We start from the raw sequence: 23,879 nt of genomic DNA on the forward strand, positions 1-23,879 counted from the left end.
GGGGCACCGCGGCCCGGCGCTCGCCCCGCCCTGCTGACCCTGCCGTTCGGCGTCGCGGGCGCCCGGCACAGCCCGCTGCTGCTGCTCGGCGGGCCCGGCTGGCGCTCGGCGGGCGCGCCGCAGGCGGCCGTGCGGCCGGCGAGCCTGCGCGCGGCGGTGGACCTCGCGGTCGCCGCCCGGGACGTGCTCGTCGCCCCGCCCGTGAGCGGGCGGGCGGGGCGACGGTGACGCGGCCGCAGGCTCAGACGGTGCCGACGCCGTCGCTGTAGCCGGTCATGTAGAAGGTGCCGAAGCCGTTCTGCACCGGGTCCCCGCTGTCGTTGACGCAGCGCAGGATGCCGCCGCCGCCCGCCCCGTTCAGACACACCGTCATCAGGTCGGTGAGGACGACGCCGGGCGCGTCGGGCACCTCGTAGGCGCGGTCGGTGTAGATGTTCGCGTTCAGGTCGAAGAAGCAGTAGCTGCCGAGCCCCCACGCCTGGTGGTCGGTGACCGAGTCGGCGACCTTGTAGGCGGCGTAGCCGAGGGTTCCGCCGTGCGTCCAGGCCGACTGGGTCGGCACGTCGTAGGGGTGCTCGTTCTGGAAGAAGTAGGTGCGGCCGTGGTCGCCCTTCCAGAGCACCTCGTACTTCTGGTAGTGCTCCACCGCCAGGCCGTAGGCGGTGACCCGGTCGCCGTTCACCTCGATGCCGGTGTCGGCGGGGTTGACGGTCCAGCCGACCGAGCCGTCGTTGCCGTGGTCGGCGCGCCACAGCCACAGGTTGTCGCAGACGACGTCGTTGCTGTCGATCCGCACGCTGACGCCGGCGCCGCCGGGGACGGCCCCGCCGATGCGGGCGTAGACGTCGAACAGGGCGGTGGGGTCGGCCGAGTGACGGGTCCGGCTGCGACCGTCGCCGACCTGGAGCAGCACCGGTGAGTGGGCCGAGGCGGCCTCCAGCAGCACGCCGGCGACCGTCACCCCGCCCACGTCGGCGACCTCGATCAGCGCGTTGCCGTGCGTCGCCTGGAGGGTGGCGAGCCCGAGGCCGAGGACCACGGTGCCGGGGCGGCGCACCTCGATCGGGGCCGAGAGCGGGTACACGCCCGGGGTGAGCAGCAGGTGCCGCCCCTGGGCCAGCGCGCGGTTGATCGTCGCGGCGCTCTCGCCGGGGCGGGCGACATGGAAGCGTGACAGCGGGACGCTGTGCCCGGCCGCCCGTCCGGAGGTCCAGGTCGGTCCGGCGGAGTTCCCGCGCAGCGCGGGCACGAAGACCTGGTAGGAGCCGTCGGGTCCGGCGGTCAGGAACGGCTTCTCGCGCACGGTCGGGGTGCGGTCGACCACGGTCCAGGCGGGGTTCGGGAAGTGCTGCGCCGGGGCGCCCTCGGTGCCGACGAAGACCATGTTCCAGTTGGACCCGGTCCAGCTGCCGAAGTGGTCGTTGCGCGAGAGCCACTGCTGCTGGGAGCCCGAGTCGACTTGGCCGTCCACCACGCTGTCGGCCAGGAAGCCGCCGCTGGACCAGCGGTTGCCGGGCGGGCTGGGCCACAGCGTCATGTCGCCCTTGACGTGGGTCCGGCGCATCGGACCGGCCTGGGCGACGGCCCAGCGCTCCAGGCCGTCCGGCGGCACGATGCACAGGTTCTCCGCCGCGCGCCAGAAGTTCTGGGTGCCGTTGCCGCCCAACCACTGGGCGTCCACGGTGACGTGGCCGTTGATGACGACGTCGTCGGGCGAGTCGCCGAGCCCCAGGACGTGGGTGTAGAAGCCGACGTTGATGTCGACGTCGTAGGTGCCGGGCAGGAACGCGAGCGCGTAGCGCTCGGTGCCGAACTGGTTGGACTGCTGCGTCTGGAAGACGGCGTCGACCTGGGCCTGGATCGCCGCGTCGCCCATGGAGGGGTCGAACAGCAGCACGTTGGGGCCGAGGTCCGGAGCGGCCGGTCGACGGGCCCCGGCGGAGGACGACGGCGCGGCGGAGGCCGAGGGCGTGGGCAGCGCCCCCGCCAGCGGCAGCGCGGCGGCCAGGGCGATCGAACGACGCAGGACGGTACGGCGGTTCGGGGCGACGGGCATTGCTCTCCCAGCAGTGGACGGGTGGGGTCAGAGAGCGCTCTCTGCGGGAGTGAAGCACTGCCACTGATGGTGCGTCAATGGAGTGGAGGCAATCCCGGCCCCGGGCTCGCCGTGCGTTCACATCATGAAGCCGGAGGAGCGGCCGTGCCGGCCTTCGGTGCGAAGGTGCAGAATCGAAGGCATGGACGCCCTCCGCCACGGAGCCGAGCGGCTCCGCCGCGACGTCGGGACCGCGATCTTCGCGCGGGTGGCGGGCCCCGACGGCGAAGAGGTCCGCAGTCGGATCCACGACACCCCCGGCCCCCGCTGGTTCGGCCCGGACCGGCCGATCCGCACGGTCCATGCCGACGCGTCCATGTTCGTCGGCGGCCTCAGCGCCCTGCTGCTGCAGACCCTCCATCCGCTGGCGATGGCGGCCGTCGACCAGCACTCCGCCTACCGGCACAGCCCCTGGGGCCGCCTCCAGCGCACCAGCGTCTTCCTCGCCACCACCACCTACGGGACCGCTGCCGACGCGCAGGCCGCGGTGGACCGGGTCAGGTCCGTGCACGCGGACGTCCACGGCACCGCCCCCGACGGCCGCGCCTACGACGCGACGGACCCGCACCTGCTGGAGTGGGTCCATCTGGCCGAGATCCGCTGCTTCCTCGCCGCCTACCGCCGGTACGGCGCGCAGCCGCTGACACCGCGGCAGGAGGACGGGTACGTCGCCGACACGGCGCGGGTGGCCCGCGCCCTGGGCGTCCTCGCGCCGCCGACGGACGTGGCCGCGCTGGAGCGGCGGTTCGCGGAGTTCCACGCCGAGCTGTCCGTGACACCCGCCGCCCGCGACGCCGCCCGGTACCTGGTCCTCGACCCGCCCCTGCCGCTCGTCGCCAGGCCCGCCTACCTCGGCCTCTCGCTCGCCGCGGTCGACCTGCTGCCCTGGTGGGCGCGGATCGCGCTCGGACTCCCGCTGCCGATGCCCGTGCGCGCCTCGGCGCCGGTCGCCGGCCACCTCCTGGTCCGGGGCATCCGCTGGGCGACGCGTCCGCCGCAGACGCCGCGCGCTCCGGAGACGCCGAGCCCGCCGGGCCCACCGGACCCGCCGGACGCATGAGGCCGGGCCCCGCGCCCCAGGGGGCTTGGACGCGGAGCCCGGACCTCAAGGGAGGCGCGTCGGCGCCGGGGGACGTATCGCCGACCGCCTCCCTCGTGTCGGCCGCGGTTCGTCCTGCCGCGCCGACGGGCAGCGCCTGCCCCGTCCGCAGCCGGGCAAACGGGCCCGGGGGGAACGTGTGCGCCGCGTCGTCGGGGGCAGGCGCATCCCCGCGGGCGCGCCGTCAGGCCCGGTCGCACCCCTGTCGGAAGAGGGAAGAGGAGGACCCCCCCATGACCACCACCGTCTCGGCGCTTCGCCAACACACGGGCTACGAACCGGCCATGGACCTGTCCGGCTTCGAGGTGCGGGCGTCCGACGAGCGCCTCGGCAGGATCGCCGGGCACGCCGACGCCGACGGTGACGCGGACCGTGGCGGCGAGCCCCTGCTGCTCCCTGTCGGCGCCATCGTGTCGATCGACCTGACCGACCGCGTGGTCCACCTGGACTGCACCCGCGCGCAGGTCCGCGGCGCCGGACGGGCCGTTCGCGGGGGCGCCCGCTACGTCGTGCGGGAGGCCTGATCCGATGGGGCGGAAGCCGGAGCTTCCCGGACCGGTGACATGGGCCTGGGCGTGGCAGGAGGAGGCGGCCTGCGCCGAGCGCGACACCCGGCTCTTCTTCCACCCGGCGGGCGAGCGCGGCCGGGACTTCGCGGACCGGGAGCAGGAAGCCAAGCGGGTCTGCGCCGCCTGCCCGGTCATCCGCCAGTGCCGCGACTACGCCCTGGCCACCCGCGAGCCCTACGGCGTGTGGGGCGGGATGACCGAGGACGAGCGCGGCACCGTGCTGCGCCGCGGGCCCGGCCGCGGGAACGGGCGCGGTGCTCAGCGGCGCGGCGGCCGCGGGACGAAGCCGCTGGTGCGCGCCCGGTAGTCCGCGTAGCCGGGACGGTCGGCCAGGTGGCGTTCCAGCAGCGCCTTGCCGCTGCCCGCGGTCAGCAGGAACGTCATCACCAGCGGTGAGACGACGGTGGCCGCGGCGACCGGCACGCTGGTGCAGGCGAGCAGCCACAGACCCCACCAGACCAGGAAGTCGCCGAAGTAGTTCGGGTGCCGGGTCCACGCCCACAGGCCCCGGTCCATGATCCGGCCCCGGTTGGCGGGATCGGCCTTGAACACGTGCAGTTGCCGGTCGCCGACGGCCTCGAAGGCGAGACCGACCGCCCAGACCAGCGCTCCCGCGACGGCGGCAGGGCCGAGCGCCTCCGGTGCGTAGCAGGCGGCCTGCACGGGCAGGGACACCAGCCAGACCAGCGCCGCCTGGAGCAGGTAGACCATCCGCAACGCGTACCAGGCCCGTCCCGCCGAACCCCCTCCGGCTTTGGCCAGCAGCCGTGCGTATCGCGGGTCCTCGCCGTGGCCGCGCCCGCGCCACGCGATGTGGACGGCCAGCCGCAGCCCCCACGCCACCGTCAGCGCGGTGACGAGCGCGCGACGCGCCGGGTCCCCGTGCCCCTGCGTCGCCGCCAGCGCGCAGGAGGTCGCGGCGACGGCCGCGAACGCGAGACCCCACGCGCTGTCGACGATCCGGTGCACCCCCTTGACCAGCGCGAGCGCGAAGGTCGCCAGCATCACGGCGAGCGAGGCCAAGGCGGCCGCCCCCAGGCCGACCGCGAACGCCGCCCACGGGAACCCGCTCACCGCGTCGCCCCTGACGCCGCCGACGCGCTCATGCGCGGCCCTCCCGGGTCAGCTGGATCTGCCGGACGTCGAGGTAGCCGGAGCGGAACCCGGCCTCGGAGTAGGCGAGGTAGAGCGTCCACATGCGCCGGAACGCCTCGTCGAAGCCCAGCCCGGCGAGCTGCGCGGCGTGCGCGGTGAAGCGCTCGCGCCACAGCCGCAGCGTCTCCGCGTAGTGCTCCCCGAAGCCGTCGCTGCCGGTCACGCGCAGGTCCGTGTGCGTCCGGGTGACGGCGTCGACGGCCTCGTTGGAGGGCAGCATGCCGCCGGGGAAGATGTACTTGTGGATCCAGGTGTAGGTGCGCCGGGTGGCCAGCAGCCGGTCGTGCGGCATGGTGATCGCCTGGAGCGCCACCCGGCCGCCCGGCGCGAGCATCGCGTCGATGGCGCGGAAGTAGGCGGGCCAGAACTCCACGCCCACGGCCTCGATCATCTCGACGCTGAGCACGGCGTCGAAGCGCCCGTCGCGCACCGGGTCGAGCCGCCGGTAGTCCTGGAGCCGGATCTCGACCGCGTCCGCGAAACCGGCCGCGCGCACGCGGTCACGGGCGAGTGCGAGCTGCTCGGTCGAGAGCGTCAGCGACAGCACCGTGGCGCCGCGCCGGGCCGCGCGGACGCACAACTCGCCCCAGCCGGTGCCGATCTCCAGCACCCGGCTGCCGGGGCCGACGCCGGCCAGGTCCAGCAGGCGGTCGGTCTTGGCGTGCTGCGCCGGTTCCAACTCCGCCCAGCGAGCCGGAAGTTGGGGGAAGACGGCGCTGGAGTAGGTGAGCGAGTCGTCGAGGAAGAGCCGGAACAGGTCGTTGGAGAGGTCGTAGTGGGCGCGGATGTTCTCCCGTGCGGCGTCCTCGCCGTTGGCGTCGTCCGGTTGCCGCCGCTCCCAGAGGCGTCGCAGGCGCTGGAGGGCGGGCGGGACGAGCGTGGTCAGCTGCTCGGCCATGACGGTCAGCGCGCCGGGCAGGTCGGGCGCGTCCCACTCGCCGGCCTGGTAGGACTCGCCGAAGCCGATCAGGCCGTCCGCGGCGAGGCGCGCGGTGAACGCCTCCGGGTCGTGCACCACCAGCAGCGGGCCGCCGAGGCCCAGGACCTGCCCGCCCATCACCACCCGCAACGGCAACCGCCGCAGGGCGCGGGTGATGACGGCGCGGGCGACGGCGGTGCGCAGCGGTGAGCTGGCCGGCACGCGGACGACGTCGGCCCAGCGCTGCGGGTCGAGCCGGTCCCGCAGGAGCGGCGTCGGCTGCGTCTGCGAAGTCTGCTGAAGGGTCACTTCAAGCCCTCCTGGGGCTGGTGGCGGGGACGGGGCAGGACCGGCAGCCCGCGAAGGCGCAGCCGGACGCCGTGGAAGCGGATGGCGAGCGAGCCCGCCAGTGGGGCGAGCGGATGCCGCAGGGCGGAGGCGGCCAGCGTCCAGGGCGTGCAGGGCCGGGCCGTTCCGTGGACGGTCGCGGTGAACGCCGGCGCGCCGTCGAGGTCGAGCCGCACGGTGAGGTCGAGCCGCTCGCCGGGGACGGGCAGACGCATCCGGTAGCGGCCCGCGACGGGGAGGAAGGGCGAGACGTAGAAGACCTTCTCGGCCGTCGCGCCCACGGCGGCGTCCGGGCCCAGCAGGTAGGCGTGCCGGCCGCCGTAGGTGTTGTGCACCTCGGCGACCACCTGGGCGAGCGAGCCGTCGGCGTCGTGGCACCAGTAGACGGTCAGCGGGTTGAACACGTACCCGAGGACCCGGGGTTGGGTGAGCATCAGCACCCGTCCGTCCGGGACGGTCGCGCCCTGGCCCGCCAGGAAGCGGTCCAGCGCGGCGCGGATGGTCGGTCCGCGGCCGTCGAAGTGGTCGCGCGCCGAGAAGCCCGCCAGCGGCCGCAGCGGGCGGGCGACACGCGGGAGCCGGTCGACGTCGACGAGCCAGTAGTAGGTGCGGTGGTCGAGGCGGTAGCGCTGCCGCGTGGTGCGCACATGGCGTACGCGGCTCTCGTAGAGCGTCGCCGGGGCCGACCTCGCCTGGGCTGACCTCTCCTGGCCCGACGTCGCCCGGCCGGACGTCGCCTGGGCTGACGCCGCCCGGGCGGGGGCGGGCGACGAGGCCGCGGGCACGCTGCTCACCACGCCACCCCCAGCGCGGCGGCGGCCGCGACCCCGGATCGGCAGCCGTCCTCGTGGAAGCCCCAGCCGCGCCAGGCCCCCGCGAACGCGCAGACCGACGTGTCGAGTTCGGGCAGCCGCGCCTGCGCCGCGACGGACTCGCGGGTGTAGACGGGATGCTCGTACTCCATCTCGTCCAGGACCGAGGCCGGGTCCACCAGCCCGCCGCCGTTCAACGTCACCAGGTACCGGTCCGGGGTGTCCAGCCGCTGGAGGCGGTTCATGTCGTACGAGACCTGCACCGCCCCGGCGTCCGCGTCGCACGCCGGGAGCCGGAGGTTCCACGACGCCCGCGCGGCACGGGACCGCGGCAGCACGGAGGCGTCCTGGTGCAGCAGGGCGGGGTTGCGCGAGTATCCGAACGCGCCCAGCAACTCCCGTTCGGCGGCGGTGGGTTCGTCCAGCACGGCCAGTGCGTGGTGCGGGTGCAGGGCCAGGACGACGCCCCGGAACGCCCTGGCCCCTCCGGCCGCGTCCCCGACCTCGACGCCGCCGGCGCCGCGCACGACCCGCGTCACCCGCGTGCCGGCGCGGACCTCGTGCAGCTGCTTGGCGACCCGGCGCACGTACTCCTGCGAACCGCCGGTGACGGTGCGCCAGGTCGGCGAGCCGGTGACCGCCAGCAGGCCGTGGTGGTGCAGGAAGCGGAACAGGTGGCGGGCGGGGTAGGCGAGGGCGACCTCCCCGGGGCAGGACCAGACGGCGGAGACCAGCGGGGTCAGGAAGTGGCTGGTGAAATAGGCGGAGAACCCGTGCCGGCGCGCGAACTCGCCCACGGTCGGCTCGGCCGGGTCCGCCGCCCCCGCCAGCAGACGGCGGGCCCGCCGGTGGAAGACGGGCACCTCCGCCAGCATCCGCAGGTACCGGGGGTCCGCGGCCCGGCGGGGCTGCGCGAACAGCCCGCGCGGCCCCCTCGCGCCCGCGTACTCCAGACCGCAGCCGTCGCACCGCACCGACATGCTCATCTCCGACTCCTGGGTGGCCACCCCGAGTTCGGCGAAGAGCCGCAGCAGGTTCGGATAGGTGCGCCGGTTGTGCACGATGAACCCGGTGTCGACGCGCTGCGGCAGCCCGCGCCCGTCGACCAGTTCGTGCGTGTGCGCGTGCCCGCCGAGCCGCTCGTCGGCCTCGTAGAGGGTGACGTCGAACCGCTTCTGCAGCACGTGGGCGGCGGTCAGCCCGGCCACCCCGGCGCCCACCACCGCGACCTGTTCCCGCACCACCGTGAAACCTCCCCAGGTCCTCGACCGGTCCAGCTCCGACATGAGGCATTCGGAGCCGCCGGGCGCCCGGACGGGTGGGCCGGCGCAGGAATTCTGCGTCCGGCACCCGTCCGGGCGCCGCGCGGCTGCGAAGAAGGAGCAAGAGGATGGATCACGCGGGCCCGGCCGACCGGGCGCCGCCGGAGCCAAGGGGATGTGGGAGCGCCGTGGACGGACCGCACAGCACCAGGAGGGGCGACGGCTCGGAGCCGACGTTCCTCGGCACGCCGCCGGTGCCGGGGCAGCGGCCTGAGGAGCTGCTGCTCCAGGTGGCGAAGGGGGACCAGGACGCCTTCGCGGCGCTGTACGAGCACATCGCCGGACCGGTGCTGGGCATCGTGCGCAGTGTGCTGCGCGACCCGGCGCAGTCGGAGGAGGTCGCCCAGGAGGTGCTGGTGGAGGTCTGGCGCACGGCCGCCCGGTTCCGGCCCGAGAAGGGCGGCGTGATGGCGTGGGTGCTCACGATCGCGCACCGGCGGGCGGTGGACCGGGTCCGCAGCGCACAGGCCGCCACCGACCGCGAGCACAAGGCGGCCCTGCTGGAGCAGACCCCGGCCTACGACGAGGTGAGCGAGGCGGTGGACCACCGGCTGGAGCGCGAGCACGTCCGGCGCTGCCTCCAGGCGCTCACGCGGACGCAGCGCGAGTCGGTGGTGCTGGCGTACTACCGCGGCCTGACCTACCGGGAGGTCGCGGAGCTGCTGGCGGTGCCGCTGGGCACGGTCAAGGCGCGGATGCGGGACGGCCTGATCCGGATGCGGGACTGCCTGGGGGTGACGGCATGACCGGCGCCGACCTGCACATGCTCGCCGGGGCCTACGCGCTCGGCGCGCTCGAGGAGGACGAACGCGCCGCGTTCGAGGAGCACCTGGCCGACTGCGACTCCTGTGCGGTGGAGGTGGCGGAGTTCCAGGCCACCAGCGCCCGCTTGGCCCAGGCCGCCGCGCAGAGCCCGCCTGCGGCGATGAAGCAGCAGGTGCTGCGGCGCATCGCCGAGGTCCGGCAGGAGCCGCCGCAGGTCGAGGTGCCCGCTCCGCGCGCTTCGACGGCCCCCGCCCGGGCCCGCCGGGGCGCGCGGTTCGCCCTCGCCGCGAGCCTGGCCGCGGCCGTCGCCCTGGGCGGCGTCGCCGCCTGGCAGTACACCCGCGCCGAGGAAGCCCACCAGCAGGCCCAGCAGGCCCAGCAGGCGCAGGCGGAGACGGCGCAGATCGCCGCCGTGCTGTCCGCCCCCGACGCCCACGCCGTCGTCGGCGCCGTCGGCGGTGCGGGCCAGGGCGGCCACGCCACCGTCGTCACCTCGCGCAGCGAGAACAGGGCCGTCTTCCTCACCCCGGGGCTGCCCGACCTCCCCTCGGGGAAGACCTACCAGCTCTGGTTCGACGACGCCGGGGTCATGCGCCCGGCGGGCCTGGTAGCCCCGGGCGCGAGCGACCAGACCGTGCTGCTGAAAGGTCCCCTCGCCCAGGCCCAGGGCATGGGCATCACCGTCGAGCCCGACGGTGGTTCGCTGCACCCCACCACCGCGCCCATCGCGCTGATGCCGTTCGCGGCCGCGTGAGGCGCAGGCCGGGTCAGTGCCAGTCGCTGATCCTGAGGTCGCGCGGCGCGGGGTCGCCCTCGCCGGTCTCCAGCAGCTTCTTCAGGCTGAGCAGGAAGGTCGCCCACTTGGTGCTGCAGTGGTACATGAACTCCACCGGCTCCCGCCAGCCCTCGTGCCGGAAGCGGACGATCGTGAAGCCGTCCGCCTCGGAGAGGTCGAAGCGGACCCGTGTGCCGATCCACTCTGCGGGACCGTCGACGACCTCCCAGAGCACGAACTCCTTGGGGCGGGCGTCCAGGACCGACATGTCGAAGCCGCCGGGCTCGAACCGGAACCGCAGGACGCCGCCGACGTCGCCGTCGCCGTCCGTGTCCTCGGTCCACCAGCCGGCCAGGCCCTCGACGGTGGTGAGGGCCGCGTAGACCTGCTCCGGGGACGTGGTGACCCCGATCCTGTGCAGGATGTCCACCATGACGATGCCTCCTTGCGTGTGTCTTTGCCTGTGGTCGTGATGCGCATGCGCATGCGCATGCGTGGTGTGTGCGGGTGCGGGTGCGGGTCAGGTTTCGGGCCGGGGCTCCCGGCTCTGCTGGATGGCCTCGGCGATCCGCTTGATCCGGCGCAGGCGCGCGTCCCAGGCGGCCCCGACGGAGGACAGCTGCGCGACCGCGCGGGCGAACTGGGCCTCGTCCACCGCGTATATGCGCTCGCGGCCGGACGGGGTGGCGTGCACCAGGCCGACGCGGTCCAGCACGCCGAGGTGCTTGGCGACCGCCTGCCGGGTGACCGGCAGGCGCTCGCTCAACGTGGTCGCGGTGCCGCCGCCGTCGGTCAGCAGCAGGTCGAGCATCCGCCGCCGGATGGGGTCGCCCACCGCGGACCAGAGCTCGTCGTCGACGATGACGCTCACGGCGCCTGCACCAGCTTGGCGACGTAGGGGGCGAGCCGGGGCAGGTAGTGGTCCCAGCCCGTGACGTGGTCGCGGTACTGCTCCTCGAGGACGGCCGCCTCCCAGCCCTGCTCCCGGAAACCGGTCTCGGTCAGGCGCAGCAGGGTGCCCGCGCCGGAGGGGACCAGGTCGAAGGTGATCAGGAGGGAGTTGTCCGCCGCCGCGGACTCGTTCTCGTCGTGCATCCACCGGAAGGAGAACCGGCGGGGCGGATCGGCCTCGACGACCGTCAGCGGCACGGCGTGCGCGTCGGGCGAGGAGCCGTCTCCGAAGGTGAGGACCCCGGTGGCGCCGGGCGCCGACTCGAACCGGGCGTCGTCCGGCCACCAGCCGCGCAGGTGCTCGGGCGTGCTCACGACCTCGTAGACCACCTCCGGCGTCGCGTCGACGTGGATCTCCCGTTCGATGCTGCCGAACTCCATGGCGCTGCTCCTCGCTCTCGGCTCTCGCAACCTTTGGTTGCTTATCACTCTAGGCCGGTGGGCGAAGATGCGCAACCAAAGGTTGCCTGAACGGCGCGACGTGTCGCGCGAGTCGATCGGAATGGCCAACTCCGCTTTCTGTGGCGGAGGGTGGGGGTCGAGGAAGATCGTCGAGGTCGGGGGTGACGGGGTGATGGGTGACAGGGCCGCGTCGGGCGGGGCAGACTGGGCGTCGCCCGGCCCGGAACCATGTCTCGCACTTCCTCGGGACCGGCGGGGCGTCGATGCGTGTCGCAGTCACAGGGGGAGTCCGCATGTCCCGCACCATCTCCAGTCTGGTCGGTGAGCCGTTGTCGCGGCTCAACGCCGAGGTCACCACCGCGGGCGCGGAGCTGGCCCCGACCGGCGACCCGTGCGCCGTCCGCGCCGTCATGGACCGGGCGGTCGGCGCGGCCGCCGCCGTGGCGGTCCTCGACAACGCCGAGCTGCTCTGCGAGCCCGCCCACGACCGCCGTGCGCTGCTGCGCGCCCAGGAGGCGCTGCACGCGGCCCGCACGGCCGCGCTCTCCCTCGCCGCCCCGGCCGGAAGCGTCGAGGGCATCGACGCGATCATCCGCGCCATCACCGGCGCCCTGGACACCACGCGCGCGTCCTCGACCTGAGGTCCCGGCCCGTCCGGGGGTTCGGTCCGTTCCGTGCTCGGGCGCGGCCTGTGGGTCGGCCCGTCCCCGGGTCCACGCGCCGCCACGCGTGCGTCGTGACCGGAGGCGCGACCGCCGTTTCCCCCCGATCGGGGGGCCGGAGTCCCTCCTGTCGGGGTATGCACTGCGTGTATACCCCGTATGTATAGTCGTCGCATGACGATCGGCCACACCCTGTTGGGCCTGCTGGAATCCGGCCCGAGACACGGCTACGACCTCAAGCGCGCCTTCGACGAGCGCTTCGGCCACGACCGCCCGCTGCACTACGGCCAGGTCTACGCGACCATGGCGCGGCTGCTGAAGAACGGCATGGTCGAGGTCGAGGGCATCGAGGCCGGCGAGGGCCCGGACCGCAAGCGCTACGCCATCACCGACGCCGGGATCACCGACGTCGAGCAGTGGCTCGCCCAGCCCGAGAAGCCCGAGCCCTACCTGCAGAGCGCCCTCTACACCAAGGTCGTGGTCGCCCTGCTCACCGGGCGCAGCGCGCAGCACATCCTGGACACCCAGCGCTCGGAGCACCTGCGCCTGATGCGCGAACTCACCCGGCGCAAGGCCGGCGGAGACCTGTCCGACCAGCTGATCTGCGACCACGCCCTGTTCCACCTCGAAGCCGACATGCGCTGGCTGGAGCTGACCGCCGCGCGGATCGACCAGCTCGCCGAGGAGCTCACCCGATGAACCCGATGACCCCCACCGCCCCGTCCGCGCAAGGCGCCCACCCCGGCGGCAACGGCGCGCCGCTGCTCTCCGCGGCCGGCCTGCACAAGACCTACGGCGCCACCCCGGCGCTCGCCGGAGCCGACTTCGAGATCCGCGGCGGCGAGATCGTCGCCGTGATGGGCCCCTCCGGGTCCGGCAAGTCCACGCTGTTGCACTGCCTCGCCGGCATCGTCAGCCCCGACGCGGGCACCGTGCACTACCAGGGCCTGGAGCTGAGCGCGCTGAGCGACGCCCGGCGCAGCGCGCTGCGCCGCTCCGACTTCGGCTTCGTCTTCCAGTTCGGCCAGCTCGTCCCCGAGCTGACCTGCCTGGAGAACGTCGCGCTGCCGCTGCGGCTCGCCGGGACGCGCCGCAAGGACGCCGAGGCGCGCGCCGCCGAGTGGCTGGAGCGGCTGGAGGTCGCGGACATCGCCACCAAACGGCCCGGAGAGGTCTCCGGCGGCCAGGGCCAACGCGCCGCCATCGCCCGCGCCCTCGCGCCCCGACCGCGCGTGGTCTTCGCCGACGAGCCCACCGGAGCCCTGGACTCGCTCAACGGCGAGCGGGCCATGCAACTGCTCACCGCCGCCGCCCGGGACACCGGCGCCGCGGTGGTCCTGGTCACCCACGAGGTGCGGGTGGCCGCCTACTCCGACCGCGAGGTCGTCGTCCGCGACGGACGCGCCACCACGCCGGCGGCCGCGCTGTGACCGCCGCGGGGGGAACGCCCGACACGGGGGAGCGCCTCCGGAGCTGGGCGCGCGATCTGGCGCTCGGCGCCAGGTTCGCCCTGTCCGGGCGCGAAGCGGTCGTACGCACGGTGCTCAGCGCCCTCGGCGTCGGGCTCGGCGTGGCGATGCTGCTGCTCGGCACCACGGTCCCGGGCCTGGTCGCCGACCGCTCGCAGCGCGGCGCGGCCCGCGACCTCACCTACTTCGGCGCCCCGCTCCAGCCCGGCCCGGACACCATGCTCGTCGGCGACGGCGACACGTCCTGGCACGGCGAGGACGTCTACGGCAGGCTCGTCAAGCCCGAGGGGCCGGCCGTCAAGGTCGTCGCCGGGCTGCCCGCCTACCCGGCCCCGGGCACCATGTACGCCTCACCCGCCCTCCAGCGGGTCCTGACGTCACCTCAGGGCGCACTGCTGCGCGAGCGGCTGCCCTACCGCATCGTCGGCACCATCTCCGACGCCGGCCTGCTCGGGCCCTCCGAGCTCGCCTACTACGCGGGGGACGGCTCCCTGCGGTTGGCGAACAGCACCATGACCAGCGACGCCCTCTACCGCACGAACAGCATCGGCGGCCACTACGTCGACAGCGGGATGAACCCGATCCTCGTGCTGCTGTCCGTCGTCGCCTTCGTGGTCCTGCTGCTGCCCATCGCCGTGTTCGTGGCCACGGCCGCCCGCTTCGGCGGCGAGCGGCGCGACCGGCGCCTGGCCGCGCTGCGGCTCATCGGCGCCGACATCTCCGGAACCCACCGGACCGCGGCCGGAGAGGCGCTGGTCGGCGGAGCGCTCGGCGTGCTCGCCGGGTTCCTCTTCTTCCAGGTCGGCCGGGTGGTCATCGGCGGCATCGAGATCGCCGGGCTCAGCGTCTTCGCGCACGACGTCACGCCGGGGCTCGGGATGGCGGCGCTGATCGCCCTCGCCGTGCCGCTGTGCTCGGTCCTGGTGACGGCCCTCGCCCTACGCGGGGTCGCCATCGAGCCCCTCGGCGTGGTCCGTCGCTCGATGCCGGTCCGCCGCCGCCTGTGGTGGCGGCTGCTGCCGCCGCTGCTCGGCATCGGACTGCTCGTCCCCGCCCTCAACGGCGGCGTCGGCGACGGGAACTCCACCCTGCTTCCGGCGGGGATGCTCCTGCTGCTGGTGGGTGTGGCGTCGCTGCTGCCCTGGCTGATCGAGCGGGTGGTGGCCCGGATGGGAGCAGGCCCCGTGCCGCTCCAGCTCGGCAGCCGCCGGCTCCAGATGTCCGGCGGCACGGCGGCCCGCGCCGTGGCCGGGATCACCGTGGCCGTCGCCGGCGCGATCGGCATCCAGACGCTGTTCGCCGGGGTGACCGGGCTCTACACCAAGGACACCGGCCTCGACCCGCAACACGTCCAGGCCCAGCTCGGGCACGGCATCACCGGCTCCAGCGAGCTCGACGAGCTCACCAGCCGGCTGCGGGCGACCGCAGGGGTCCTCGGCGTGAACGCCCAGGTGACCGCTGGCGCGGTCGAGCCGGGCAAGGCCGGCACCTCGCCGTCGGACTGGAACCGGATCCAGCTGACCGTCGGGGACTGCGCCGCCCTCCAGTCGGCGGCCCGCATCAGCGACTGCCGTCCCGGCAGCGTCTACACCGTCGGCGTTCCCGCCGGAACCGTGCTGGACCTGGCCGATCCCGACGGCGACGGCCCGCGCCCCAAGCCGCGCCTGTGGAAGGTGCCCGCCGGAGCCGCGCAGACGGTCCTGACCGGCTCGGGCAGCGGCACCGTCGTCAACGACCCCGAGGTCCTGGCCACCCCGCAGGCCCTGTCGGTCGACCGGCTGAACCTGCCGTACGCCCAACTCCAGCTGCGCCTGGCCCCGAACGAGCAGGACGCCGTCGAACGCGCCCGCAACGCGGCGGTGTCGGTGGATCCCACCCTGGACGTGACGACCGTCAGCTCCAGCGTGACACTCCACTCCTTCGACGCGCTGCGCCGAGGTGTGATCGTCGGCGCGGCCGCGACCATGGTGCTGATCGGCCTCAGCCTCGCCCTCGGCACCATCGAGCAACTGCGGGAGCGGCGGCGGCTGCTGGCGGTCCTGGTCGCCTTCGGCACGCGGCGTTCCACGCTGGCGCTGTCCGTCCTGTGGCAGACCGCGGTGCCGATGTTCCTCGGCCTCGGCCTGGCCCTCGGCTTCGGCGTCGGCCTCGGCGCGATCCTGCTGCGGATCACCCGCTCGCCGGGGGGCTTCGACTGGACCTCGGTGGCGGAGCTGGTCGGCGCCGGTACGGCCGTCGCCCTGCTGGCGACCCTGATCAGCATGCCGGCGCTGTGGCGCCTGATGCGCGCGGAGGGGCTGCGCACCGAGTAGCGCGCGGCGGCGCCGCCTGGTTCGAGATGCGGTGTGACGCGGTGCGACTCGGTGTGATGCCGCGTATGCCTTGTGATGCCGCGTCAATCAGGCGGCGCCGGTGACGCCCGGGGGGATCAGGCGGCGGTGCAGCGGCGTGTAGCCGGTCTCGGGTGCGCCCGGGAGACCCACCTCCTTGATCGCCGCGCCCAGCCGCGCGCCGAAGTAGCGCTCGAAGTGCTCGGGGCTCTCCCAGACGTCGGTGATCTGGAGAGCCCCGTCGGCGAAGGACGCGACATGCAGGACCAGCCCGTCCGGCGCGTCGCCCTCCAGATCCACGAGGGCGCTCACCCGGTCGTACTGCTCGGGCGTGACGCCGGGCCAGCGCATCGTCATGACGACAGCCATGGTGGGCCGTTCCTTTCAGCCGTTCAGAACTGGGCCGGGGACTGGATCGCCGCGGCTACCTGGGCGGTGTCCTCGGTGCCGCGGTAGTGGACGATCAGCCCGTAGCGGAGGGTGAAGTGGTGATGGAGGTTCATCCGGACGGCCCGCCCGCTGGCCCGGTGCCGGGCATGACAGCGCACCACCGTCAGCACGTCGTCGCCGCTCGCGGCGTACACCAGCGGCGTGAAGTCCTCCACGTCCATCGTGGCGCCGAACGCCTGGAAGAACGCGCCGACCTCGGTCTTGCCCCGGCGCAGGCCGTACCAGGGCGCGACGTTCGTCGTGGTCTCCACGCCCCAGTCGACGTCGTCGCTCAACGCCGTCAGGATCCCGGCCGCGTCGCCCTTGCGGAACATCTCGTAGCACGAGCGGACGATCTCGATGTTGCCGTCGGTACTCATCGGTCAACCTTCCAAGCCACGTTGCGCCTCCCTGCACCCTAGGAAGCGGCCGCGGCCCGCACCGACGGCGCGAGCAAGCACACCCGCCGATTCACCGGGACGGCCCAGCAGTCACGCGGGCGGTCCGGCGGTGCTCAGCTACCGATGTACATGGTGCAGACCCCGCCGACGTCCTGCAGCACAGCGCCGAACGCCTGGTTCGGATCAGCGGTGCTGCGCGAGTACCAGACGTCGCCGGGCGACGCCTTCCAACCGGCGTGCCGTCCGGCGAACAGCTCGATCATCGGAAAGACCGATCCGTAGAGGTCGTACATCGAAGGAACCTTCCGCAGCGACGAAGTCGCGGCGAAGGTTGGAACGGCATCGCAGTCGATCGTGAAGTAGGCGAACAACGCGTTGCCCTCGCCGTCGAGCCACCCGACGTAGTGCACCGGGCCCATCGGCGCGCCGGTGTCGATCCGGAAGTAGCGGAACGCACGTTCCCAGGTGGTGTTCGACGACGTGTAGGAGAGCGCGCCGGGGAACTGCTCCTTCTTGCTGCCTCCGCCGAAGGAGAGCACTGCCGTGACACAGGCGATCGCCGCCAGCAAGGCCGATCCGGCCGTCACGGCGACCAGGCGTCCCCGCTTGCGCGAGCCCGCCGTCGTACGCTCCACCCGTGCGTCACTGCTGATCGTCTTCACGGAGTTGCTCCCGGACTCGGCGCGCATGGCACGGACGTCGTACTGGTGATCGTTCGTCGAATGGTAGTGGCCATGGACGGCGGTTCCCGGCGACGTGGTGTCAGTTCCCCTCGCCGGAGCGGCCCGCCGGGTGCCAGCGGTGGATCGCGAGCGCCGCGAGGAGAGTGGCCGCGGCGAGCGGGAGCCAGAGCGCGGCCGAGCCGAGCGCGAGAAGCGCGGTCAGCACGGCCGGGGAGACCGCGAGCCCGACCCCGCTGCTCAGCTGGAAGCGGGCCAACGCCGCGCCGAGACGGTCCGGTTCGGTGGTCGCGACGACCAGAGCCGTCGCACTGCCGGTGTACATGATCTCCCCGGCGGTCAGCACCACGGACACCGCCGAGACCCCGAGCGCGGCCCAGACCCCGCCCGCCATTCCCGCGAGCCAGAAGCCGAGGTACGACCCGGCCAGCACGACCCCGGACGCCGCCATCGCGGTCCGCCGACCCCATCGCGCCGTCCACAGCACCACCGCGACCTGGCAGAGCACCACCAGCACGGTGTTGCCGACGAAGATCCCGGCGCCCCAGGCGGCGCCCGCGTGCAGGGTGGTGACCAGGAAGGCGGGCAGAGCCACCTCCAGGACGTTGAAGTTGAACGCGTAGGGGAGGTTGGCGAGGTCGAACACCGTGAACCCGCCGCGCGCCGACCGTCCCGCGGCCGCGCGGCGGCCTTCGCTGCCGGGGAGCACGGGGAGCACGGGGAGCACCCGCACCCGCAGGGAGGCGACGAGCATCCCGGCCAGCAGGTAGCCCAGCGCGGTGAGGACCGCCAGCAGCCGCAGCGCCCCCGGGCCGCCCGCCGTCGCGACCGTGGCGATCAACGCCCCCGCCCCGAGTCCGGCATTGCGCACCGCCCGCCCCGCCGCGAGCGCTCCGTCCCGCAGCCGCTCCTCGGCGACGGCGGCGACCAGCGCCGCGTGCGCGGGCGGCCAGCACTGGTTGCCGACGCCCAGGAAGAGCGCGGCAGCGGCGAACACCGCGAGCGGCGACACCCCCGGGACGCCCGCCGCCAGGAGCAGCGCGACGCCCAGCACCCGCACCGTCATCGCGCCGGCCACGGCGGCTGAGCGGGCGCCCCGGTCGATCCAGCGCCCCGCGAACGGCACCGCCGCGAGAGCGACCAGGAACCCGACGGTCATGGCCAGTCCCGCGCGGGCCACGCCCAGGTGCAGCACCTCGACCCCGTACAGCAACAGGAACGGACGCAGCAGCCCCGAGCCCAGGGCGTCGACCGCGAGGGCGACGACGTACCGCGTACCGCCCCCGGCCCGCAGCAGCGCCCGCCACCCGGGACTCCCGGCGCGTGCGGCGGGGTCCGGCGAGGGGACGTCGGCGGACGTGCCCGGTCGGGCTTCGGCAGGTCCCGAGGCGGTGTTCGTCACGGTACTCACGGCGGTGCTCGTGGCGGTGCTCATGGCGGTGGTCATGCCGCTCACCGTCGCGCCGGGCGCGGGCACCGGTCACGTCGATTGACGACTCCCGTCAACCCGCGTCCGCGATCCCGCCGTGACCAGGCAGGATGGACCGCATGAGCCTCGTCGTCGACATCACCGGACTCCCCGACGAGCGGCTGCTCTTCGCCGCCTCGCCGCTGGCCGAGCTGACCGCGATGCTGCACGTGCTGGCCGCGCCGCCGCACCACCCCGCCAGCGTGTCCTGGGCGGCCAGGGTCCGGGCCGGCCTCGGCATGGAGCTGGCCGAGCGGCTCGGTGAGGCCGAGTTCCTGTGGCGCTCGTCCCGCGCCGACTTCCTGCTGCCCGCCCGTCCGGCCGCGACGCTCGCCGAGGAACTCGACGCGGTCGACGCGCTCGACGACGACCGGTTCGTCTCCGCGGCCCTGGTGACCACCTGCGGCTCGGACCGGGTGCTCTTCGGCACGCCCTCCCCGCTCGCCGACACGGCCTCCCGGGACCGGGCACTGGAACTGGCTCTGGCCCGAGGGCCGCAGCAGGCGGCCTTCGCGGAGCGACTGATGGCCGACCCGCCGACCGTCCGCGCCCGGCTGCGCCGCACCCTGGAGGCCTGCGGCCCCGCCTTCTTCGACGAGACGTGGCGCCGGATCCGCCCCGAACTGGCCGCCGATCTACGGCACAAGGCCGAACTGCGGGCCCACCGCGGCCTCGGCGAGGCGCTGCGCGCCGTCTCGGCGGCGATCACCCTGGAGGAGCCGGGGCCCTCCGAGACGGGGGGAGGCGGCACACGGCGGCGCATCGTCATCGACAAGCTTCAGGACAACAGCACCAGCGCGCAGGGTGACGGGGTCACCTTCATCCCCTCGGTCTTCGGCGAGCCGCACCTGGTCTGCGTCCACGCCCCGGGCTGGCGCCCGGTGCTGCACTATCCGGTGGCGTCCCCCGACGCCGCACCCCCGGTGCGGATGGACGTGGTGGCAAGGCGCCTGGAGGCGCTCGCGCACCCCGTCCGCCTCCGCCTCGTCCGCACCCTGGCCCGCGGCCCGCACACCACCGGCGAGCTCGCCTCCGCCTGGGAACTGACGGCACCCGAGGTCTCCCGCCACCTCACCGTCCTACGCAAATCCGGCCTGCTCACCTCCGTTCGCCGCGGCCGCTACGTCCACTACGAGCTCGACACCCGCGTCACCGCCTCCCTCGGCGCCGACCTCCTCGACGCCGTCCTGCGGTAGCCGTTGCCGTGCGGAAGCCTCGCCGGGTCGACGCACTGGGCGCGGCGCCGGTGGGCTGACGGTCCAGAACGCCTCCCAGCCAAGCGATCCGCCGGCTCGGCGATTCGCTTAACCGTCCGTCAGGTCCTTGGCCATGACACGTTCCCTGCCCGTGCCGTCAGGCAGGAGGTCACCCAGCAGGCCCGTGTCCGCGAACCCGTGGCGCTCGTAGAGAGCGACGGCCCTGACGTTGGCCGGCATCACGGACAGGCGCAGACGGGTGGCACCTCGCGCTGCCGCCCACCGCTCAACCTCCCGGATCAGGCGGTCGGCAACCCCTCTGCCACGGGCCAGCGGACTGACCCACATCGAGATGAGCTCGACGCTGTCCTCGGCATGCTCGACCGGAACGCCGCTGGCCATCCCCGCGGGGCGACCGTCCACCACCGCAACGACGTTGAGTGCACCAGGAATCCCCAGACGGGCCCGCCATCGGTCCTCGCGATCCCCGGACCCCTGCCACTCCGCAAGCGTCGACCCGAACGCATAGGGCGCCTCCGCAAGAGCCGCCTGCCGCAGCTCCCGCCAGATCGGCCAGTCGTCGGGTTCCAAGGAGCGCAGTTCCACCATGACGCAGACCCTGCCGGATGCACGTGGGCAACGGCAACGGCTTTAGGCCCCACTCCGCCGCGCTCCGACTCGAAGTCGTCCTCGCAGTGGCCGACGTGCTCGGCGCCCTCGGCCCAGAACACATCACCAGTAGCACGCTACTCAGGTACAAGATCGGCCCCCCACCGGTCGGCGGGGAGACCGTCCGTTGTCTCAGTCGTCGGAGGAAGGGTCCCAGGGCTGCCGCAGCTTCGCGTCCAGAGCGCGCGGCAGCGCGGCGCTCAGCTGCCAGACGACGACGGCGGTCAGTGCCAGGAACGCGAAGCGCAGCGCGTCGCCGACCAGCAGGCGTCGCAGCGCCTCGGCAGCCGCCTGCGCCGTCCAGGCGCTCTTCAGCGCGGTGAAGTCGCCGGTCCAGCGGAGGCAGGCCAGGAACGAGATCCACCACACCGTCAGCAGCGGAGCACCGCGGCGTCGGCGTGCGGGGGGCCGCGCCGCGGCCCACAGGTCATTGACGAACATCTTCGGCACGAACAGCTGCGCCACCGGGACCAGCCAGCCGAACAGCGCCCACGCGGGGTGACGGCGCTGACCCTGGGGCCATATCCGCTCCGCGAGTTCGCGCATGCTCCAGAGCCAGAAGACGAACAGCGCCACGGCCGCGACACCCGTCGCCTGCCACCACCCGGCCAGATTGCCGACCCACATGTCCGCCACCACGCGCGCGTTGTCGGCCGCGTCCGACTCCTGGTGCGCGAAGGTCCGCAGCACCTGGTACTTGTGCCAGCCCGCCGCCTCGGTCGCCGCCGTCATCAGGACGAAGCAGACGAACATGCCGCACACCCACAGGGCCAGCCCGCCCCGTGGCCTCGCCCACCTGGTCATCCCGCCTCCCGCAGGTCCGCCGACGCGGACTTTCCGCAGGTCGCAGGGGATCCTAGCGCTGTGGGTGCGGAATGCAAGGGGTGGGTCCACGCGGGCGCGGAGCGGCTCGGAGCAGTGCGCAGGCCGACGCGCGGGCCGACGTGCAGGCCGACGCGCGGGCAGGCGCGCACCGGCTCGAAGCCGCCGGGCAGTTGATGCCGGGCCGCCCGCGCCCCTGCGCGGACGCGCCCTCCGTTTGACCGGGGCCGTCGCGGTTAGACGCTCCGTCATGGAAGGCAGATACAGTGCGGCGGGCGCGGCCCGCGGAGTCATGATTGTCACCGATGTCGTCGCAGGCATCCTGGTGCTGTGGATCGTCCTCTACGTCCTGAAGGCCAACCCCTCCAACGATATGGCGCACTGGATCCACAACGCCGCCGACTGGTTGGCGGCCTGGGCGCACGACCTGTTCACACCGTCGGAGGGTTGGCTGCGCACCCTGCTCAACTACGGCATCCCCGCCGTCGCCTACCTGCTGATCGGTCACACACTGGCCAGTCGGATCCGCTGAGCTTCGGCAGCAGCGACAGGCGTCGCGTGCTGCTTCCCTGTGGCGGCGGCGCATCCGCCCTTCGCCGAGCTCGTCCAGGGCTGCGGCCTCGACTCGCCCGCATCGGGTCGGCCTGACGCCAGCCGTCCGGTGGTCGGGAAACGGTCCGCCCCGCGGCGCGCTGCGCTGCGGGGCGGACCGGCGGGGGCGCGTGCCTGGCTAGCGCGCCGGGGTCTCGGTGGCGCTCGTGGCCAGCGGGGTCGGCGCGTCCTGCGGCGGGACGTGCCGCCCGGTGAAGGCCGAGGCGACGGCCGCGACCAGGCAGGCGGCGAGCGCGAACCAGAACGCGACCGCCAGCCCGTCCTGGAACGGCCCGGTGACCAGGTGCGGGAAGAAGTCCCGGCCCGTCAGGTAGTCCGCCCGTCCGGCGGGCAGGTGCTGGAGCACCTGGGGGCCGAGCAGCTGCCGGATCGGGTTGTAGCCGAGGAAGGCCGCGAACAGCACCGCCAGCGGCGGAAGCTGGGAGACCTTCGCCGCGACCGGCGCGGGTACGCCCTGCGCGACCAGGCCGTGGTTCATCGCGCCGGGCAGGCTCTGGGCCAGGCCGAGCACGATCAGGCTGAAGAAGAGGCCGATCGACAGCACCATCGCCGCGTTCTGGAACGTCGCCGTCATGCCCGCGCCGACGCCGCGCTGGCGCGCCGGGACCGCGTTCATGATCTCGGCGCGGTTGGGGGAGGCGAACAGCCCCGCGCCCAGGCCGTTGAGGACGAGGATCGCCGCGAAGGCCGGGTAGGGGAAGTCGACGGGCAGCACCATGAGCAGGCCGAAGCTGAGCGCGTTCAGCAGCGCGCCCGCGATCGTGAAGAACCGCGACCCGAAGCGGTCGGAGAGCAGACCGGAGACGGGCGCGGCGACCAGCAGCCCGACGGTCAGCGGGATCATGTAGATGCCCGCCCACAGCGGGGTCTGCTCGAAGCTGTAGCCGTGCAGCGGCAGCCAGATGCCCTGGAGCCAGATCACCAGGATGAACTGGAGGCCGCCGCGTCCCAGCGCGGTGAGCAGGTTGGCCAGGTTCCCGGCGGCGAAGGTCCGCAGCCGGAACAGCGAGAGGTCGAAGAGCGGCTCGGCGACCTTGGACTCGATGACGCAGAACACGACCAGGAGCACCACGCCGACGCCCATCGCCGTGAGCACCCACGGGTTGCCCCAGCCGGTCGTCGCGCCGTGGTAGGGCTGGATGCCGTAGGTGATGCCGACCAGCAGCGTGATCAGGCCGGCGGCGAAGGTGAGGTTGCCCCACCAGTCGATCGCCGCAGGCTGACGGTGACCGGTGTCCTTGAGCTTGAGGTAGGCCCAGATCGAGCCGAAGACGCCGACGGGGACGGACACCAGGAACACCCAGCGCCAGCCGACCGGGCCGAGGACCCCGCCGAGCATCAGGCCGATGAAGGCCCCGGCTATGCCCGCGATCACGTTGATGCCCAGCGCGGTGCCGCGCTGCCGCGCGGGGAACGCGTCGGTGATGATCGCGGTCGAGTTGGCGAAGATCAGCGCTCCGCCGACGCCCTGCACCACGCGCCACCCGATCAGCCACAGCGCGGCCTGCGTCCCGCTGCCCCAGGTGAGGGACAGCATGATGGAACACGCGGTGAAGACGGCGAAGCCGAGGTTGTACATCCGCACCCGGCCGAACATGTCGCCGAGCCGACCGAAGGTGACCACCAGAACGGCGGTGACCACCATGAAGCCCATCATCATCCACAGCAGGTAGCTGGTGTTGTGCGGGTCCAGCGGGTCGAGGTGGATGCCGTCGAAGATGTTCGGCATGGCGATCAGCACGATCGACTGGTTGATCATCACCATCAGCATGCCGAGCGTGGTGTTCGACAGCGCCACCCACTTGTAGTGGGGCCCGTGCGCGTCCTCGCCCTCGGGCGGAGCCGGAACAGCCACATCGGGGACGGATTTCGATCCGCCCGGTCGTGAGGCGGCGGGCGAGCTGGGTGGCATGGTGAGGGCTTCCCTTC

The 23,879-nt window shown here is 73.6% G+C and carries 26 protein-coding genes and 1 pseudogene; 12 read left to right on the forward strand and 15 right to left on the reverse strand.

Going from position 1 to position 23,879, the window contains the following annotated elements:
• Window positions 1–228: pseudogene (locus TR50_RS47145) on the forward strand (hypothetical protein); the annotation flags it as partial.
• Between the two features lie 13 nt (window positions 229–241).
• Here TR50_RS47145 and TR50_RS29605 read toward each other — a convergent pair.
• Window positions 242–2,056 carry a pectate lyase-like domain-containing protein gene (locus tag TR50_RS29605; protein WP_084701181.1) on the reverse strand — a complete coding sequence of 605 codons (1,815 nt, stop codon included), beginning with the start codon at window positions 2,054–2,056 and terminating at the stop codon, window positions 242–244.
• A 181-nt stretch (window positions 2,057–2,237) separates the two neighbouring features.
• On the opposite strand from TR50_RS29605, the gene TR50_RS29610 reads away from it, so the two are divergent.
• The 3 genes from TR50_RS29610 to TR50_RS29620 all read left to right on the forward strand — a co-directional run bounded on the left by TR50_RS29610 (window position 2,238) and on the right by TR50_RS29620 (window position 4,070).
• Entirely contained in the window at window positions 2,238–3,155 is a 918-nt protein-coding gene (locus tag TR50_RS29610) for an oxygenase MpaB family protein (RefSeq protein WP_042428981.1), read from the forward strand.
• 272 nt (window positions 3,156–3,427) lie between these two features.
• A complete protein-coding gene (locus TR50_RS29615; RefSeq protein WP_052441472.1) occupies window positions 3,428–3,718 on the forward strand; it encodes a hypothetical protein in 291 nt (96 codons plus the stop codon).
• A 4-nt stretch (window positions 3,719–3,722) separates the two neighbouring features.
• Window positions 3,723–4,070: a WhiB family transcriptional regulator gene (locus TR50_RS29620; RefSeq protein ID WP_042428984.1), complete on the forward strand. Its 348-nt coding sequence runs from the start codon at window positions 3,723–3,725 to the stop codon at window positions 4,068–4,070.
• On the opposite strand, the gene TR50_RS29625 is transcribed toward TR50_RS29620, so the two are convergent.
• The 4 genes from TR50_RS29625 to TR50_RS29640 all read right to left on the reverse strand — a co-directional run bounded on the left by TR50_RS29625 (window position 4,022) and on the right by TR50_RS29640 (window position 8,283).
• Window positions 4,022–4,837 (reverse strand): DUF1295 domain-containing protein, encoded by an 816-nt coding sequence (locus TR50_RS29625; RefSeq protein ID WP_042428987.1) that lies wholly within the window; start codon window positions 4,835–4,837, stop codon window positions 4,022–4,024. The genes TR50_RS29620 and TR50_RS29625 overlap by 49 nt on opposite strands.
• Window positions 4,838–4,865: 28 nt before the next feature.
• Window positions 4,866–6,146, reverse strand: a complete 1,281-nt coding sequence (locus TR50_RS29630; RefSeq protein WP_042428990.1) for an SAM-dependent methyltransferase — start codon at window positions 6,144–6,146, stop codon at window positions 4,866–4,868.
• Entirely contained in the window at window positions 6,143–6,832 is a 690-nt protein-coding gene (locus tag TR50_RS29635; protein ID WP_042428993.1) for a DUF1365 domain-containing protein, read from the reverse strand. The genes TR50_RS29630 and TR50_RS29635 overlap by 4 nt, the downstream gene beginning before the upstream one ends.
• Window positions 6,833–6,975: 143 nt before the next feature.
• On the reverse strand, window positions 6,976–8,283 hold the full coding sequence (locus TR50_RS29640; RefSeq protein ID WP_042428995.1) for an NAD(P)/FAD-dependent oxidoreductase: 1,308 nt from the start codon (window positions 8,281–8,283) through the stop codon (window positions 6,976–6,978).
• Between the two features lie 230 nt (window positions 8,284–8,513).
• Here TR50_RS29640 and TR50_RS29645 point away from each other — a divergent pair, with 230 nt between their 5' ends.
• Window positions 8,514–9,065, forward strand: a complete 552-nt coding sequence (locus TR50_RS29645; protein WP_042429093.1) for a sigma-70 family RNA polymerase sigma factor — start codon at window positions 8,514–8,516, stop codon at window positions 9,063–9,065.
• Window positions 9,062–9,838, forward strand: coding sequence for an anti-sigma factor (locus tag TR50_RS29650; RefSeq protein ID WP_042428998.1), 777 nt, complete (start codon window positions 9,062–9,064; stop codon window positions 9,836–9,838). Before TR50_RS29645 ends, TR50_RS29650 begins: the two co-directional genes overlap by 4 nt.
• A gap of 13 nt (window positions 9,839–9,851) precedes the next feature.
• Here the strand turns inward: TR50_RS29650 and TR50_RS29655 are convergent, their stop codons facing one another.
• From TR50_RS29655 to TR50_RS29665, 3 genes are all read right to left on the reverse strand, one after another.
• Entirely contained in the window at window positions 9,852–10,292 is a 441-nt protein-coding gene (locus TR50_RS29655) for an SRPBCC family protein (protein WP_042429001.1), read from the reverse strand.
• An 87-nt stretch (window positions 10,293–10,379) separates the two neighbouring features.
• Window positions 10,380–10,730 carry an ArsR/SmtB family transcription factor gene (locus TR50_RS29660; protein WP_042429005.1) on the reverse strand — a complete coding sequence of 117 codons (351 nt, stop codon included), beginning with the start codon at window positions 10,728–10,730 and terminating at the stop codon, window positions 10,380–10,382.
• Window positions 10,727–11,191: an SRPBCC family protein gene (locus TR50_RS29665; RefSeq protein ID WP_042429008.1), complete on the reverse strand. Its 465-nt coding sequence runs from the start codon at window positions 11,189–11,191 to the stop codon at window positions 10,727–10,729. The genes TR50_RS29660 and TR50_RS29665 overlap by 4 nt, the downstream gene beginning before the upstream one ends.
• A 314-nt stretch (window positions 11,192–11,505) precedes the next feature.
• On the opposite strand from TR50_RS29665, the gene TR50_RS29670 reads away from it, so the two are divergent.
• The 4 genes from TR50_RS29670 (at window position 11,506) to TR50_RS29685 (ending at window position 15,655) form a co-directional block, all read left to right on the forward strand.
• Window positions 11,506–11,853 carry a hypothetical protein gene (locus TR50_RS29670; protein WP_042429010.1) on the forward strand — a complete coding sequence of 116 codons (348 nt, stop codon included), beginning with the start codon at window positions 11,506–11,508 and terminating at the stop codon, window positions 11,851–11,853.
• 195 nt (window positions 11,854–12,048) lie between these two features.
• Window positions 12,049–12,573, forward strand: coding sequence for a PadR family transcriptional regulator (locus TR50_RS29675; RefSeq protein WP_042429013.1), 525 nt, complete (start codon window positions 12,049–12,051; stop codon window positions 12,571–12,573).
• Window positions 12,574–12,578: 5 nt separating this feature from the next.
• Complete coding sequence (locus TR50_RS29680; RefSeq protein ID WP_042429097.1) at window positions 12,579–13,304, forward strand: ABC transporter ATP-binding protein; 726 nt, start codon at window positions 12,579–12,581, stop codon at window positions 13,302–13,304.
• A complete protein-coding gene (locus TR50_RS29685; protein WP_042429016.1) occupies window positions 13,301–15,655 on the forward strand; it encodes an FtsX-like permease family protein in 2,355 nt (784 codons plus the stop codon). The genes TR50_RS29680 and TR50_RS29685 overlap by 4 nt, the downstream gene beginning before the upstream one ends.
• 87 nt (window positions 15,656–15,742) lie before the next feature.
• On the opposite strand, the gene TR50_RS29690 is transcribed toward TR50_RS29685, so the two are convergent.
• From TR50_RS29690 to TR50_RS29705, 4 genes are all read right to left on the reverse strand, one after another.
• Window positions 15,743–16,042 (reverse strand): hypothetical protein, encoded by a 300-nt coding sequence (locus TR50_RS29690; protein ID WP_042429019.1) that lies wholly within the window; start codon window positions 16,040–16,042, stop codon window positions 15,743–15,745.
• Window positions 16,043–16,065: 23 nt separating this feature from the next.
• Window positions 16,066–16,482, reverse strand: a complete 417-nt coding sequence (locus TR50_RS29695) for a nuclear transport factor 2 family protein (RefSeq protein WP_042429021.1) — start codon at window positions 16,480–16,482, stop codon at window positions 16,066–16,068.
• Between the two features lie 134 nt (window positions 16,483–16,616).
• Window positions 16,617–17,165 (reverse strand): hypothetical protein, encoded by a 549-nt coding sequence (locus TR50_RS29700; RefSeq protein ID WP_152648711.1) that lies wholly within the window; start codon window positions 17,163–17,165, stop codon window positions 16,617–16,619.
• A 100-nt stretch (window positions 17,166–17,265) separates the two neighbouring features.
• The gene (locus TR50_RS29705) at window positions 17,266–18,630 is read right to left on the reverse strand and encodes an MFS transporter (RefSeq protein ID WP_236654637.1); all 1,365 of its coding nucleotides are present in this window, start codon (window positions 18,628–18,630) and stop codon (window positions 17,266–17,268) included.
• Between the two features lie 101 nt (window positions 18,631–18,731).
• On the opposite strand from TR50_RS29705, the gene TR50_RS29710 reads away from it, so the two are divergent.
• Window positions 18,732–19,847 carry a DUF5937 family protein gene (locus TR50_RS29710; RefSeq protein WP_042429028.1) on the forward strand — a complete coding sequence of 372 codons (1,116 nt, stop codon included), beginning with the start codon at window positions 18,732–18,734 and terminating at the stop codon, window positions 19,845–19,847.
• A 108-nt stretch (window positions 19,848–19,955) separates the two neighbouring features.
• Here the strand turns inward: TR50_RS29710 and TR50_RS29715 are convergent, their stop codons facing one another.
• A complete protein-coding gene (locus tag TR50_RS29715) occupies window positions 19,956–20,456 on the reverse strand; it encodes a GNAT family N-acetyltransferase (RefSeq protein ID WP_042429031.1) in 501 nt (166 codons plus the stop codon).
• 192 nt (window positions 20,457–20,648) lie between these two features.
• A complete protein-coding gene (locus tag TR50_RS44730; protein ID WP_160311208.1) occupies window positions 20,649–21,320 on the reverse strand; it encodes a DUF4328 domain-containing protein in 672 nt (223 codons plus the stop codon).
• A gap of 310 nt (window positions 21,321–21,630) precedes the next feature.
• Here TR50_RS44730 and TR50_RS29725 point away from each other — a divergent pair, with 310 nt between their 5' ends.
• Window positions 21,631–21,870 carry a hypothetical protein gene (locus TR50_RS29725; protein WP_236654638.1) on the forward strand — a complete coding sequence of 80 codons (240 nt, stop codon included), beginning with the start codon at window positions 21,631–21,633 and terminating at the stop codon, window positions 21,868–21,870.
• 198 nt (window positions 21,871–22,068) lie between these two features.
• Here TR50_RS29725 and TR50_RS29730 read toward each other — a convergent pair whose 3' ends face one another.
• Window positions 22,069–23,721: an MFS transporter gene (locus tag TR50_RS29730; RefSeq protein WP_236654640.1), complete on the reverse strand. Its 1,653-nt coding sequence runs from the start codon at window positions 23,719–23,721 to the stop codon at window positions 22,069–22,071.
• Window positions 23,722–23,879 lie beyond the last annotated feature (158 nt).

It is taken from the genome of Streptacidiphilus anmyonensis (genome assembly GCF_000787855.1).
Classification (GTDB): Bacteria; Actinomycetota; Actinomycetes; order Streptomycetales; family Streptomycetaceae; genus Streptacidiphilus; species Streptacidiphilus anmyonensis.